8 protein-coding genes, 1 other RNA gene and 1 pseudogene are annotated in these 15,460 nt (G+C 36.0%); 1 reads left to right on the plus strand and 9 read right to left on the minus strand.

Annotated elements, in window-relative coordinates:
* Nucleotides 1–14 precede the first annotated feature (14 nt).
* The 4 genes from DES36_RS02210 to asnB form a co-directional block, all read right to left on the minus strand.
* Entirely contained in the window at nt 15–1,499 is a 1,485-nt protein-coding gene (locus DES36_RS02210; RefSeq protein ID WP_113919585.1) for a glutamate synthase subunit beta, read from the minus strand.
* 14 nt (nt 1,500–1,513) lie between these two features.
* Nucleotides 1,514–6,094, minus strand: a complete 4,581-nt coding sequence (gene gltB / locus DES36_RS02215; RefSeq protein WP_113919586.1) for a glutamate synthase large subunit — start codon at nt 6,092–6,094, stop codon at nt 1,514–1,516.
* Between the two features lie 116 nt (nt 6,095–6,210).
* The gene (locus DES36_RS02220) at nt 6,211–8,778 is read right to left on the minus strand and encodes a PEP/pyruvate-binding domain-containing protein (RefSeq protein WP_341457113.1); all 2,568 of its coding nucleotides are present in this window, start codon (nt 8,776–8,778) and stop codon (nt 6,211–6,213) included.
* A 320-nt stretch (nt 8,779–9,098) separates the two neighbouring features.
* Nucleotides 9,099–10,925: an asparagine synthase (glutamine-hydrolyzing) gene (gene asnB / locus DES36_RS02225; RefSeq protein WP_113919587.1), complete on the minus strand. Its 1,827-nt coding sequence runs from the start codon at nt 10,923–10,925 to the stop codon at nt 9,099–9,101.
* A gap of 67 nt (nt 10,926–10,992) precedes the next feature.
* On the opposite strand from asnB, the pseudogene DES36_RS15420 reads away from it, so the two are divergent.
* Nucleotides 10,993–11,094 (plus strand): annotated as a pseudogene (locus tag DES36_RS15420) (EamA family transporter); the annotation flags it as partial.
* On the opposite strand, the gene DES36_RS02235 reads toward DES36_RS15420, so the two are convergent.
* The 5 genes from DES36_RS02235 to rnr all read right to left on the minus strand — a co-directional run bounded on the left by DES36_RS02235 (nt 11,093) and on the right by rnr (nt 15,421).
* The gene (locus DES36_RS02235) at nt 11,093–11,566 is read right to left on the minus strand and encodes a flavodoxin family protein (RefSeq protein WP_113919588.1); all 474 of its coding nucleotides are present in this window, start codon (nt 11,564–11,566) and stop codon (nt 11,093–11,095) included. The pseudogene DES36_RS15420 and the gene DES36_RS02235 sit on opposite strands and share 2 nt — an antisense overlap.
* Nucleotides 11,567–11,703: 137 nt before the next feature.
* Nucleotides 11,704–12,060: a transfer-messenger RNA gene (gene ssrA / locus DES36_RS02240) on the minus strand.
* An 86-nt stretch (nt 12,061–12,146) separates the two neighbouring features.
* The gene (locus DES36_RS02245; RefSeq protein ID WP_113919589.1) at nt 12,147–12,512 is read right to left on the minus strand and encodes a four helix bundle protein; all 366 of its coding nucleotides are present in this window, start codon (nt 12,510–12,512) and stop codon (nt 12,147–12,149) included.
* 165 nt (nt 12,513–12,677) lie between these two features.
* Entirely contained in the window at nt 12,678–13,136 is a 459-nt protein-coding gene (smpB, locus tag DES36_RS02250; RefSeq protein ID WP_146953591.1) for an SsrA-binding protein SmpB, read from the minus strand.
* Between the two features lie 98 nt (nt 13,137–13,234).
* Nucleotides 13,235–15,421, minus strand: coding sequence for a ribonuclease R (gene rnr, locus DES36_RS02255; protein ID WP_113919591.1), 2,187 nt, complete (start codon nt 15,419–15,421; stop codon nt 13,235–13,237).
* Nucleotides 15,422–15,460: the final 39 nt, after the last annotated feature.

Below are 15,460 nucleotides of genomic sequence, written 5' to 3' on the forward strand. Positions count from 1 at the left end.
CGACTACACTCTATTTACTTCAGTACTGTACCACCCATAAGATATTTATCTACTTCTCGAGCAACAAGTTTCCCCTCTTGAATAGCCCATACTACGAGACTTTGACCACGCCTACAATCTCCTGCAGCAAAAACTTTGTCTACATTGGTTTCAAATACTCCATACTCAGCACTTATATTGCTTCTTGGATCTCTATTTAAGTGTAACTCGTTGGGAATCGTATCTTCGGGCCCTAAAAATCCCATAGCTATTAAAATAAGGTCTGTCTTCCATATCTTTTCGCTACCTGGAACTTCAGCTGGAAGAAATCTTCCACTTTTATCTTTTTCCCAAATTACATTTACTGTATGAATTTCTTTGACCTCTCCCCTGCTATTTCCTACAATTCTTTTTGTATTGATATTATAGTTTCTAGGGTCATTACCATATAGTGCAATGGCTTCTTGTTGGCCATAATCTACTTTGAGCTTTTTAGGCCATTCAGGCCACGGATTTCCCTCCTGTCTTGACTTTGGAGGTTCTGGCATAATCTCAAATTGAAAAACGGATTTGCAATTATGTCGTATAGAAGTAGCAACACAGTCTGTACCTGTATCTCCCCCACCAATGACGATTACATCCTTACCCTCTGCACTAATATTTTTACCGTCTTGTAAATTAGAGTCTAAAAGACTTTTGGTATTTGCCTTTAAAAAGTCTACTGCTCTTATAACACCTTTTAATCCACAACCTTCTACATTTAAACCCCTGCCATTAGTAGCTCCACAGCATAATACAATAGCATCGTATTCTTCTAAAAGCTTCTCTGTCCTTACATTTATACCTATTTCTATATTGGTTACAAACTCTACACCAGACTCTATCAACAAATTGATTCTTCGCTTCACGATTCTTTTGTCTAATTTCATATTAGGAATACCGTACATCAGAAGTCCTCCTATTCGGTCATTTCTTTCATAGACCGTAACAGCGTGACCTACCCCATTTAGATAATAGGCAGTAGAAAGTCCTGATGGACCAGAACCTACCACTGCTACCTTTTTTCCTGTTCTATTTTTTGGCTTATTGTCTTTTACCCAGCCGTTTTCAAAGGCCCGATCAATAATTTCTTGTTCAATATTATTGACACCTACTGCTTCTAATATATGCCCTTCTGTGCAAGAACCTTCGCAAGGAGCTGGACATACTCTTCCAGTAAACTCTGGAAAAGGCATGGTTCGTATTAATCTCTTATAAGCTTCTTCCCATTGCCCTTTATAGACCAAATCATTCCACTCAGGGATAAGATTTCTCGCTGGGCAACCAGAGGCCATTCCAGCTAGAAGCACTCCACCATGACAGAAGGGAACGCCGCAATCCATACATCTCGCTGCTTGTTTGCTTAATTCTTCCGTACTCTGTCTTATTTTTAGTTCATTCCAATCATGGATTCTCTCTTGTGGAGGTCTCTTAGTTGGATTTACCCTATCATATTCTAAAAAACCCGTAAATTTTCCCATTGCAAATACCTCCTCTAGTTTCCAGATTTTCTATTCGAATTTTTATGATTTTCTTCAAAAGCAACCATAATGGCTTTTTCTTCGACCAATCCTGAAGCATGTGCCTTCTCAATGGTCTGAATCATTCGCTTATAATCTCTTGGAATGATCTTTGTAAATCTTCTAATATCTCTCTCCCAATTTTCTAGTATAGAGGAACCAAGAGGGCTTTTCGTATATTTCACATGTTTTATAATCATTTGCCTTACTTCTTCTTGCTCTTCACCTATCAATTCATCTATATCTACCATAGCATGATTACAAAATCTATCATCAAAATCAAGTACATAGACCACTCCACCTGACATACCAGCTGCAAGATTTCGTCCTATCTTGCCTAAAATCACGACCCTACCACCTGTCATATACTCACAGCCGTGATCTCCTACTCCTTCTACAACCGCATGAATTCCGCTATTTCTTACGCAAAACCTTTCTCCTGCTACACCACTAATATACGCCTCTCCACTAGTTGCACCGTAAAAGGCAACATTTCCGATTATAATATTTTCTTCAGGCTTAAAGTCGCAAGCTTTGGGAGGATAAACGATGATTTTACCACCAGATAAGCCTTTTCCAATATAATCATTGGCATCTCCTTCTAAAGTGAGGGTCATTCCCTTTGGTATAAAAGCACCAAAGCTCTGACCCGCAGATCCTACAAAAGTTAAATCAATGGTATTTTCAGGTAAACCTTCTGCACCAAATTTCTTTGAGATTTCACTGCCTACCAGTGTTCCTACCACTCGATCTGTATTACGAATTTTTAACTTGCTTTTAATTGCTTTCTTATTTTCTAAAGCAGGCTGGCACATTCTAAAAAGTTTCTTCATATCTAAAGAGTATTCAATGGAATGGTTTTGTGTTGTAGTGCAATGTCTTCTGTCAGCATTTTCCATATAGGGTTGATATAAGATATTTGTAAAATCCAATCCTTTTGTTTTCCAATTTTTCATGGATTCTTTGATTTTTAATCGATCGGACCTGCCAACCATCTCATCTATAGTTCTAAAGCCTAGCTTTGCCATAATCTCACGCAATTCTTGTGCAATAAACTCCATAAAGTTCACAACGTACTCTGGTTTTCCTGTAAAATTCTTTCTCAGTTCTGCATCTTGAGTTGCAACTCCTACTGGACAAGTATTTAGATCACATACCCTCATCATAATGCACCCTAGGGCAATAAGTGGAGTTGTTGCAAAGCCGAATTCTTCTGCCCCTAATAGAGCTGCAATGGCTACGTCTTTACCTGTAAGGAGTTTACCATCTGTTTCTAAGCGTACCCTGTTTCTAAGTTTATTTAGTAGCAGGGTTTGATGAGTTTCTGCAAGCCCTAGCTCCCATGGCAAACCAGCATTACGTATACTTGTTCTTGGTGCTGCACCCGTTCCTCCGTCATAACCGCTAACTAATATGACATCTGCTTTTCCCTTAGCAACACCAGCAGCTATGGTTCCTACACCTACTTCAGATACTAATTTAACATTAATTCGAGCGTCTCTATTGGCATTTTTTAAATCGTGGATTAGTTCAGCTAAATCTTCAATGGAATAGATGTCGTGATGAGGTGGTGGTGAAATTAATCCTACTCCTGGAGTAGACTGCCTTACCTTTGCAATCCATGGATATACTTTTCTTCCCGGTAATTGTCCTCCTTCACCTGGCTTAGCTCCTTGTGCCATTTTAATTTGAATTTCTTTGGCATTGACTAAATAATGACTTGTAACGCCAAATCGACCTGATGCAACTTGTTTAATAGCGCTACACTTTGAATCTCCGTTTTCCATCGGAGCAAATCGTCTAGGGTCTTCTCCACCTTCTCCAGTATTGCTCTTTCCACCTAAACGGTTCATGGCAATTGCTAAAGCCTCATGGGCCTCTATGCTAATAGAACCATATGACATTGCTCCTGTTTTAAATCTCTTTACAATTGAGCTAACGGGTTCAACCTCTTCGATAGGAATAATATCACTGCCTGAAAAGTTAAAATCTAGAAGCCCTCTTATGGTGTATACATTTTCTTGATTGATTATTGTAGAAAACTGTTTAAACAAATTGTAATCACCTGTTCGAACTGCCTTTTGAACCATATAGATAGACTCTGGATTGTACATATGCTTTTCTCCATCGTCTTTATTTTGAAAGTATCCACCAACTTCCAATGTATCCGTATAAGGTGAATTTTCGTTAAATCCGCTTTCATGCCTCATTTTATTTTCTTGTGCAATTTCCTCAAGTCCAATGCCTTCCATTCTACTAGGGGTAGCTGTAAAATACTTTTCTATTACAGATCTGTTCATTCCTACAGCTTCAAATATTTGAGCTCCATGATAACTTCTCACAGTGGAAATGCCCATTTTTGAAAGAACTTTCATAATTCCCTTTATTGCACTTTTAATGTAATTCTTTTCTGCAGTTTTATAGTCTATTCCTTCTAATAATTCTTTTTCGGCATAGTCACTTATGGTTTCAAAAGCCAAGTAGGGATTAATAGCACTTACGCCATAACTAATTAATAAGCAGAAGTGGTGCACTTCACGAGGTTCTCCAGATTCAAGAACAATTCCTACTTTTGTTCTAATTTCTTCTCTAATTAAGTGATGATGTAAGCCAGAACTTGCGAGAAGTGCTGGAATAGCAGCTCTGTGTTCGTTAACGCCTCGATCGCTTAAGACGATAATATTGGCTCCATCTAAAATGGCTTTATCGGCTATTTTAAAGATCTTTTTCATAGTCTTTTCTAAACCAAAAGCGCCTTCTTCAGGATCATATAGTATGGAAATAGTAACTGCTTTTAGGCCCTCATCTTCTAGACCCTTAATCGTAGCCATTTGCTCATTTGTGATAATTGGATTATCTAGTGCAATTGCTTTTGAATGATCGCATTGTGACTCTAAAATGTCACCTAATGTTCCCGCTAAGACTTTACTTGAGGTTATCAGATCCTCTCGTATTCCATCGATTGGCGGATTGGTTACTTGAGCAAATAGCTGTTTGAAATACAAATAAAGCATTTGTGGTTTTTCAGAGAGTACTGCAAGGGGCGAATCCATTCCCATAGCTCCTATTGGGTCATTACCGTGTATAGCCATGGGGATTACTGTCTTCGTCACATCTTCGTGGGTATATCCAAAGGCTTTTTGTCTTTTTAACAAGCTCGTTTCTTCATTCATTAATGGCTCTTTGCACACTAGCAAATCTTCTATATGTACTACATGATTTTTCGCCCATATTTCATAGGGACTTGCTTTAGAGATGCTTTCTTTAATCTCTTCGTCTGAAATAATGCGCTTTTCTTTTGTATCAATTAAAAGCATCTTTCCTGGTTCTAGGCGACCCTTGTACTTTACGTTTTCAGGATTTATATCCATAACGCCTACTTCAGAAGCCATAATTACTTTCTCATCTTTCGTAACATAATACCTTGACGGTCTTAAACCGTTTCTATCCAAAATTCCACCTATGATTTCACCATCTGTAAAACCCATTGCTGCTGGTCCATCCCAAGGCTCCAATAAAAAGTTATGGTATTCATAAAAGGCTCTTTTCTTTTTGCTCATTTGGGAATTTTTTTCCCAGGGTTCTGGAATCATCATCATAACAGCATGTGGTAAAGATCTCCCTCCTAAATATAAGAACTCTAAACTATTGTCAAACATGGCCGAATCACTACCACATTCATCAACAATGGGAAAAACTTTCTCAATATCGTCACCAAACAGAGGAGATTTTAAGCCCTTTTGCCTTGCTCTCATCCAGTTTACATTTCCTCTAATGGTGTTAATCTCCCCATTATGGACCAGATACCGATTAGGGTGTGCCCTTTCCCAACTTGGAAAAGTATTCGTGCTAAATCGAGAGTGAACCATAGCAAGTGCTGAAGTAAAATCTAGATCAGCTAAATCTAAGTAGAATTCTCGAAGCTGACCAGCTGTTAACATCCCCTTATAAACTAAGGTTTTACAAGACAAACTGGCAATATAAAAGGTACCACCTTTGCTCTCACATAAAGGAGCAATTGCTTTTTCTGCTCTCTTTCGAATCACGTATAATTTTCGTTCAAAATCCATATCCGTAAGCAGATCTTCATTTTTTTCAATAAATACTTGAATAAATCTGGGCATTGCTACAATTGCAGTCTGACCTATAGATGACTTATCGATAGGAACTTCTCGCCAACCTAATATTTTCTGTCCTTCTTCTTTAACAATATCTTCAAATGTCTTTTTTTGTACCTCTCTAAAATTATCGTATTTATGAGCGAAAATCATGCCAACAGCATAAGAGCCTTTTGGTGGTAAATTAAACCCTAATACATCACATTCTCTTTTAAAGAAAGTATGTGGAATTTGAATTAAGATTCCAGCTCCGTCGCCTGTGCACTCATCTGCCCCGCTTGCACCTCTATGATTTAAATTTTCAAGTACTGTCAAAGCATCATCAATAATGGAATGAGATTTTTCGCCCTTTATATTAACGACAAACCCCATACCACATGCATCATGTTCATATCTTGGATCATATAATCCCTGCTTTTCAGGCAACCTATCTAGCATTTTTTTCACTCTCCATTGTCTAATTATTTTGAATATTTATTTAATTCTGAAAATTATTTTTTCAATTATTATAGAAATCAATATCTTAAAAACTTGTGATTCATATATCTAAATTCCTATTTACAAATGACTTTCTGAGAAACAATATCAGAATAGATTTCAAGCCCCTCTGTTTTTGCAATGTAAATTACATCTTTTACGGATGCCTCTTTATGAAGAATCTCTTCTAAATAATTCTTTGAATCCATTAAATAATTTGGATTGTAGATTACATTTTCATAGCCATCAAAAATAGCAGCATAGAAGATATCCGACTCTACTAAATCTTGAAAAAAGTGGCTTCCAAAAGATAATTCTGGCATAAGACTACCCGATTTATATGCCACTTCGCATATAACAGATGCATTGCATATCTCAGCAAAACGAACAGGCACCCCTAAAGAGGGTGTGGTGGTTCCCCACCTTCCAGGACCAACAAGCATTACTTTTTGATCCTTTAGTTCACTATTTATGGTACCAATAACTCTAGCTACATTGTATTTTTCATCTTGGGGAAGTTCGATATAAGCCTTAGAATCTACTAAAACCACATAATCTACAGGTATTCTTACATTTCCACCCATAAAATTGCCACTAAAATGAAAGAAACAATCTTTAACTTCTTTAATTACAGGCATCTCTACAGCTTTGCCAAGGCCTTTCGTTTGTAGAGGTCGACATTGTACAAGATTGATTTTATAATCACCTTCAGCTGTAAAATTTGCTGTAAATTCAATATCTACAGGATAATCATACTTATCAGAAAGCAAGCGGAGCATCTCTTTCATTACACAAGGAAAAGTACTTTCTTTTAAAAGCTTATCAAATCCTAAAATATACATTTGTTTGTTTTGGATTCCCAATTCCTTCATTCTTTTCATTGCCATATCATCTTGCTTTGCAAAGAGATCTTTGCTAGTGCCAATATCTAAAGTCATAATTTTCTCTAAAGGTTCAGTGGTTAAATTGTTGTTTTTTAAATAAAGTACATCTACTTTTCTTTGAGAAAATCTGCCTTCATCCTCATAATATACTAAGGGGGTTTGCTCTGGTTTATCTAGTGGAACAAGACGTGGATAGTCACCTATAATTCGGTCTACTGCTCTAGTACCCATACCAAATACAAGCCTTAGCATCCCCGCATCCACATCCATATTCTTATCCCATACATAAATGTTGGAAGAATTACCCACACCTGCAATATGTGGAAAAAAATAATCTCCATGATAATCCCCTGAAACTCTTTGGACAAGAAGCGCCATTTGTTCATCTTTATAAAAGAGCCCTCTCTTAAGGCGATAAGCTAGGGCATCATCGTTTAAAGTGCTAGCATAAACGGTTCTCACTGCATTAGCAAATTCCTCATATCTTTGTTGGGGACTCCCTTGATTGACGCAAAATACGCTTTCGTATTTTCCTGCAAAAGCATTTCCAAAGTTATCCTCTAGTAGAGAGCTAGACCTTACAATAATTGGCGACTGGCCAAAATACTCTAACATTTGTTGGAATTTTTCTCGAATATTTTCTGGGAATTTTCCTGTAAGAATTTTTTGTCTCATTTCTTCCGCGTACTTAAAATAACCTGATATTTTCTTTTGTTTCGTTCTAAGTTTCCATAGATTATTTTGTACGATATAGGTGTAGAATATATCTGATCCCAAGTAAAAAGAATCATGTAATTCCATTTTTCGATTAAGGCTTTCTTCTCCATCTGTTTCGAGTATTTTTCTAGCCAGAAGCATTCCCACCGACTTGCCACCTATAAATCCAGTGCCGATTTGTCTATTGTGAATATTAAGCAAATCGTACAGCGTAAAGTACTTTTTTGCCAAGGTTGTGATGCGGCGTTCTCGACCAATGAGCAAGCTGATTAATATATTTTTCGTTTTATGCTGTTCCAATTGAGAAAGAAATAAAGTATCTTTTGCATCCTTAAAAATTCTATCCCAATAATCCATTCTTTCCTCTTGAATGCTCGTATTTTTAAAAATAGCTGATAAATCCATACTAGAAGTAATTGGAAGAAACTCCTCGTCTTTTGACCTATGTGGCATAAACATTGCAGGCGTATATCTTTTTGATACTTTTAAAGGGTGTACATAGTATTCTCCTTTGATTTGATAGAGGTCTAATAGCACTTGAGTGGTCTCTCGTATTCTAGCAATAGTGGCATAGGTGTGGGTATTTCTCATGATTGCAAAATAGGCCACTGTATTTAGCTCATGAAGATAAGGACATGTAATCTTGAAGAAATTACCAATCATTAAATCCGAGTGCCAATCTCTTAAGAGTTCACTAAGGCAATCAAATACATAAAAAACTTCCAGTCCTTCTTCTGTGATAATATCATGAACTTTGGTTCCAAAGGATTCAAATCCTTCATTTGCATTTAAGTCATAAATCTTAACTCCATTGGTGTCATCAAGTAGGGATTCCTGATCTGAAAAGCGCATATAAACGATTTTTCTCTTATCCTCTCTCCCTTGGCGAATAAAGGGTTTAACAAAATGTCTATAATCTTCAGCAGAATCCACTTGCCAGACTACATTGTCTCCAAGTCGAAGCATATCAATGGTTTTATCAAAACCAATAATCCCAGTGCTGACTTTATCAAATAATATGCAATAATTCTTTATGATAATCACCCCTTTTCATAGGAATTAGGCTTGTCAAATCATTTTTAGATCTTGTTGCACTTTAGTCGCTAGCCTTTAGTCACTAGCATAAAAGTATTCCTTTTGGGTCAAGATCCTTCGCTTGCGCTCAGGATGACTAGCAAGAGCTAGCACTCTCCTATTAAACAAAAAATGGCGCTCAAATCATTAATATGATTTAAGCGCCGTTGCTTAACTTTTTATTACTCTTTTAATAAAAGACATTTTATTATAAAATATATTATTCGTCAATACCTTTTTTCGTCAATACCTTTTTTCGTTAATTTTTTTAATATTTTTTTGAAAACTTATTATAGAATTTTCACATCATATTGCCTTAACCAAAAATCAATTTGAGTTAAAAGGGCCATAATTTGAGGACCAGTCATAAGTTGCCCATACCACGGAACTTTAAAATTTTCTCCATTGCTTGCTGCAATTTCTTTTACATAGGGCACATCAATTAAGTTTAAAATTGGAGAATTTTTGTCTTCTAATATTTTTATAAGCTTTTCTCTAACGTGACTGGTATAATGGGGATGATGCGTTTTTGGGTAGGGGCTCTTTTTTCTTTCCGTTATTTCTTTAGGCAAAAAATCTTTCATGGCATCTCTAAGCAAGCCTTTTTCTCTGCCTGCCATTAGCTTATATTTAGCGGGTATATTATAAGCGTATTCTACCAGTCGATAATCTGCAAAGGGCACTCGCACTTCTAAGCTGGTTCTCATGCTCATTCGGTCCTTTCGGTTTAACAAGGTCAGCATAAACCACTTAATATTGAGATATGTCATTTCCCTTAGTTTAATATCTTCTATTGGATCATCATCAAGTTTTGATACTTTTGATAAAGTGTCTTTAAATTTAGAACGAACATACTCCTCTATAGGTAATTTCTTATAAGAATGGTTCAAAATATTTTTTCGATACCCTACAGATTTCGACCAGGGGAAAGTGTCTGCATAGAGATCTTCTTTATTTGTAAACCAAGGATAGCCACCAAAGATCTCATCCGCACACTCACCTGATAAAGCTACTGTGGAATATTTTCGAATCTCTTTACAGAACAAGAGCAAAGACGAATCTACATCTGCCATTCCTGGCAAATCCCGCGCTATAACAGCTTCTTCAAGAGAATGTACTAAATCACTCTGAGAAAGTATAATATTGGTGTGATTTGACTTTAGAAACTTATGCATTACATCAATGTAATATTCATCAGAATTTGGTTGATAATAACTGGATTTGAAAAATTTCGAATTATCTTTATAGTCTACAGAAAAAGTATTCAACTCATCCACATAATGAGAAGCTACTGTAGAAATAAAACTAGAATCAAGCCCTCCAGATAAGAATGTACAAATAGGAACATCGCTAATTAATTGCCTTTTTATGGCGTCAACGAGAAGAGTTTTTGTATGATCTACAATGTCCTCAAAGGATTCGTTGTTTTCTCTAGCTTCTAATTTCCAGTATTCCTTTAAAGTAATCCTACCATTAGAGAACAAAAGTGAATGAGCAGGAGGAACTTCTAGAATATTCTTAAAAACGCCAGAACCCAAATCTGTTGCAGGACCTAAACCGATTAGCTCCATTATTCCCTCTTCGTCTAATTCTCTTCGAACATGAGGATGAGCTAAAAGAGCTTTAATTTCCGAAGCGAATATAAGTGAAGAGCCTTTTTGAGTATAAAATAGAGGCTTTACACCTAAATGATCCCGAGCCAAAAAAGCTTTATTATTATGTTGATCAAATACGCAAAAGGCAAAAATTCCGTTAAAATGATTTACACAATCTTCCTTCCAGTGTATATAGGAGGTAAGCAACACTTCTGTATCGGAATAAGACTGAAAGGTATAACCAAGATCTTTTAATTCTCTCCTTAGATCTTCCGTATTGTACAACTCTCCATTATAAACAAGTGTATATTGACTATTTCCTATGGTTTTATTCATTGGTTGTAGCCCACCTTCAGGGTCGATTACGATCAGCCTTCTATGACCCAAAAGAGCATGTTTATGTATAAAAGACCCAGAATCATCTGGCCCCCTATAAGATAGAGTCTCCATCATTTTATGAATAACCGGTAGGTATGATAATAAATCTTCATTCGTATTAATCCATCCAACTATGCCACACAAAAGCTATCACCTCACATGAAATCACTATTTTTTTCAGTATATGGAGGTTGATATATTTTTGATACACATTTTTTGTTATGAAGCCTCTCAACAAATTGGCGTCAGTATTGCTACACTGATCTCTTATTGTGGGCCTGTAATTGCAATCGTTCTTTCCCTATTTCTATTTACTCCTTAATTTGACGCACTATTCTCTCAACAAACTTTTCTGCTTTAATAAGATCCTCATTATTTGGGTGCCCCATAGCAAATTTGCTCATAAGCTCAAATATCTTGTTATCGCTAAACTCTCTACTATTAAAGCTTCCTTTACATGCAAAACTCCCCTTGCATATTGCTCCTCTTGATTCTAAAAGATGGATCAATTTTTTATTATAGAATTTCATTCCTACTCCACTTGTTGAAAACACAAAAACATCTTTCCCTCTTAGATTTAATTTTTCAACATAATCAAATAGTTTTGAGGATATGGTTTCCTTATAAACCCCAGACCCAAATCCGATCAAATCATAATCCTCTATAATTACTCCCTTGGACTCTTTTAAACTTAGTAAATCTGCATCGATCTTATTAGCTAGTACTCTAGCTATTTTTTCAGTATTATTCTTATAAGCAGAATCGTATATGATTAAAGATTTCATAAATAATATTTCCTTTCAAGCTCTTACTATATCTCTATTATAAAATATAATTATTTTTCTATTACTTTATCATATTTATATCTAATTTACTATATACCAAAATAAGCTCCCTCCCTATTTCGAGAAGAAGCTTATTTTGGTGGAGGCGGTGGGAATCGAACCCACGTCCGAAAATGCATTCACAGGAGTTTCTCCGAGCGCAGTCATTGCTTTAGCATTCGCCTTTGAAGTCGCTCAATGACAAGCTACTTCGCAGGCTAGTTCCGATTGTTCACTCTTAGGTCGGAACATCCCTAAAAGCGGTTCCCCACTAATTTGGCGCCCGGGTCCTTAGTCGTGGGTCTCTAAGGTCGGACGAGCAGCAACTAGGCTGCTAACGCGTAAGCGTTGTTATTTTCGTTTGCGTTTAATTTTAAATGCCACTTTTAACGATGCTTGGCGACATCGACTCGCTACTCCTGCTTCAACACCCCCGTCGAAGCCATTGCGCCCCCAGGTTAGTTGTAAGTTGTATGTTCTAAGTTCTATGTAAAAACTTATTTCTAATTGTCTATCAATTTTATCTCACATAGCTTATTTTTTACACAATTTCATTGTACAAACTTTTGATGAGGCCATTTAACATTTTACTTATTGTCTCTGAACTTACTTTTAATTTATTTAGCTCTTCTTTATTTATATACCCTAATCGCTCAGAAATCAAGAGGAAACTTCTTACTTCTTCTAGAGAACCCCTTGCTACATAAAGAAAATTAATAAAATCTTTTTTTGTTCTTCTCCCAGTTCCTTCTGCGATATTAGCACATACAGAGTTTGTAGCTCTTCTTATTTGTGATACCATAGCATATCTCTCGTAATCAGGATATTGTAAAAGAATATCATATATTTCAATTATAAAATCACTAGATTTTTGCCAAACCTTAAGGTATTCAAATGAACTACCCATAATATCACTACCTAAAATATTTTATAAATAAGAAATGCTTATTTTCATATTACTAAAATATTTCCAATTAATCTAAAACTGTTCTTCCAGTATTCTGTCATCTTTGATGACTGTAGTGCTTTTACACATAGAACTTAGATCTTAAAACTTAGAACTAAGGCGATTTTATCGCCTTGTAGCTTGTGCCATTCTTCGCTCGGCATCTTTAGACGCTATATCATGTCTCTTATCGTGGAGTTTTTTTCCTTTGGCCAGGGCTAGTTCTATTTTTACTTTGCTGTTTTTCAAGTATACACTTAGTGGTACTAAGGTGTAGCCTTGTTGTTGCCTGAGACCGATTAGTTTTCTAATTTCGCTTTTGTGTAGCAATAGTTTTCGAACCCTTAGAGGGTCTTTATTGTATATGTTTCCCATTTCGTATGGGCTGATATGCATATTGTAAACAAAGACTTCGCCATTTTTGATATCTGCATGAGATTCCTTTAAGTTAATTTTTCCTGCTCTAATGGACTTTACTTCAGTACCAAATAACTCTATGCCGGCTTCATAAGTATCTTCAATGAAATACTCATGTCTTGCTTTTTTATTTTGAGCGATTACTTTTATTCCATTATTTTTCAACAGTACACCCCTCACTTGCGGCAGCTTTACAGTGCATTTTTTAATATAAACAGATGAATATAGGCGAACAAAATTGTCCGCCTGTAATTATTATCTATAAATCAATATTGACCATTGTTTGACTCATCATCAATGGTTATATTATTATAATCTATTTCTTCATCTTTGTCAACTAATAGAAAATCGATCTGTCTAGTAGTCATATCTACTTTATGAACGACGATATCTACTTTATCACCTAATTTATAAATTTCCTTCGTGTGTTCACCTATAAATCTGTGTTTTTTGTCATCGTAAATATAGTAATCATCATCTATTGTCTGAACTCTTACGAGGCCTTCTATTGTATTTTCTAATTCCACGAAAAATCCAAAGGATGTTACACTAGAGATAATTCCCTCAAATTCTTCTCCAATCTTAGTAAGCATATATTCGCATTTCTTTAAATCATCTACATCTCTTTCAGCTAATTCAGCTCTTCGCTCTCTTTGAGAACACTGCTTACTAATTTCGCCTATTTTCTTTTGTAATTTTTCAATTCTCTTATCCGTCAATTTGTTCTCTAACATTTCACTGATAATACGGTGAATGATCAAATCAGGATATCTTCTTATCGGCGAGGTAAAATGGGTGTAGTATTGTGCAGACAGACCAAAGTGACCTAAGTTTTCCTCATAGTAACGAGCTTGTTGCATAGACCTTAATGTCAATCTACTTATGAGAGCTTCTTCTTGTTTTCCAGATACATCTTCTAGCAGTTTTTGCAGTGCAGAGGGATGAATAGTGTCCTGATAGTGAATACGATAACCAAAGGTTCGAATAAACTCGCTTAATGCCTGTATTTTTTCGGATTTAGGTTCCTCATGAACCCGATATACAAAGGGCAGTTGTGTCCAAAACATATGCTCTGCTACTGTCTCATTACATACCAACATAAACTCTTCGATCAATCTATGAGAAATCGTTCTTTCTCGAAGCTCTACGCCTACAGACTTACCCTTTTCATCCAATAAGATTTTTGATTCAGGGAAGTCAAAATCAATAGCGCCTCTCTTCATCCTCCTCTTTTCACGAAGAATTTGCGCCAACTCTTCCATAGACTTAAAATCTTCTACTAAATCTTTATATTTCTCTTTTAGCTCTTCATTATCGTGAACTAATATCTCTGTCACATCATCGTAAGTCATTCTTGACTTTACATTGATAACGGATTTAAAGATATCATGTTGTACTACTTTTCCACCCTTGTCAATTTCCATCTCACAGCTAAAAGCTAAGCGATCTACCTTTGCATTCAAGCTGCAAATCCCATTAGATAATTCTCTAGGAAGCATAGGAATAACTCGGTCTAATAAATAAACGCTCGTACCTCTATCGAATGCTTCTTTATCGATATCGCTTCCTTCAGTAACATAGTAGCTTACATCAGCAATATGAACCCCTAATTTGTAATGTCCATTAGGCAATTTTTGAATAGACACTGCATCATCCAAATCCTTTGCATCTGCACCATCTATAGTGACCATTTTCATCTTCCTTAGATCTCGTCTATTCGCTATTTCTTTCTCCTCTACAATACTCGGTATATTGTGTAATTGAACTTTCACCTCATCAGGAAAATCATCTGGTAAATTGTGCTCTCGTACTATAGATAAAATATCAATACCGATATCTTTTTGATGACCTAGTAATTCTACAATTCTACCCTCAGGGCTCCGGTTGGCACTTGGCCACACCGTAATCTCAACTACAACTTTATCACCTGTCTTTGGCGTTTCATGACCATTTTTAGGAATATATATATCTCGAAAAATCTTTTTATTATCCGGTACAACAAAACCAAAATTTCGGCTGTCCTCATAGGTACCGACTATTAGCTGAGACTTTCTTTCTAAAATCTGAATAATTTCTCCTTCTGCGCTTTTATTGTTTCCAGATTTTCGTTCTATTTTTACAAGGACTTTATCTCCATCCATCGCTCCCATTAAGTCAGCAGGGCTGATAAAAATATCTGTGCCAAATATATTGTCATCAGGAATAACGAAGCCAAAACCCTTAGCATGACCTTGCAAGGTCCCTGAGACGTATTTATTCGGATCAGGTAAGATATACTTGCCTCTTTTATTCTGCATTACCTTATTTTCTTCTAATAGAGCATGTAAAATATCTTTAAGAGCCTTCTTCTCTTTTTTATTATGCAAACCAAATAAATAAATCATATCCTTATATCCCATAGCTTTATAATCTTCGTGATCCATTAGAGCTAATACATTTTCTTTTGAAATCAAAATTTCCCCTCCTTATTCCCATACTTTTATCACTCTTTT

It is taken from the genome of Alkalibaculum bacchi (assembly GCF_003317055.1).
Taxonomy (GTDB): domain Bacteria; phylum Bacillota; class Clostridia; order Eubacteriales; family Alkalibacteraceae; genus Alkalibaculum; species Alkalibaculum bacchi.

What these genes read in the sequence shown, in the direction of transcription:
- DES36_RS02235 (WP_113919588.1), bottom strand. Translation starts at nt 11,566, where the DNA reads ATGAAATCTTTAATCATATACGATTCTGCTTATAAGAATAATACTGAA.
- DES36_RS02245 (WP_113919589.1), bottom strand. Translation starts at nt 12,512, where the DNA reads ATGGGTAGTTCATTTGAATACCTTAAGGTTTGGCAAAAATCTAGTGAT.
- gltB (WP_113919586.1), bottom strand. Translation starts at nt 6,094, where the DNA reads ATGCTAGATAGGTTGCCTGAAAAGCAGGGATTATATGATCCAAGATAT.
- DES36_RS02210 (WP_113919585.1), bottom strand. Translation starts at nt 1,499, where the DNA reads ATGGGAAAATTTACGGGTTTTTTAGAATATGATAGGGTAAATCCAACT.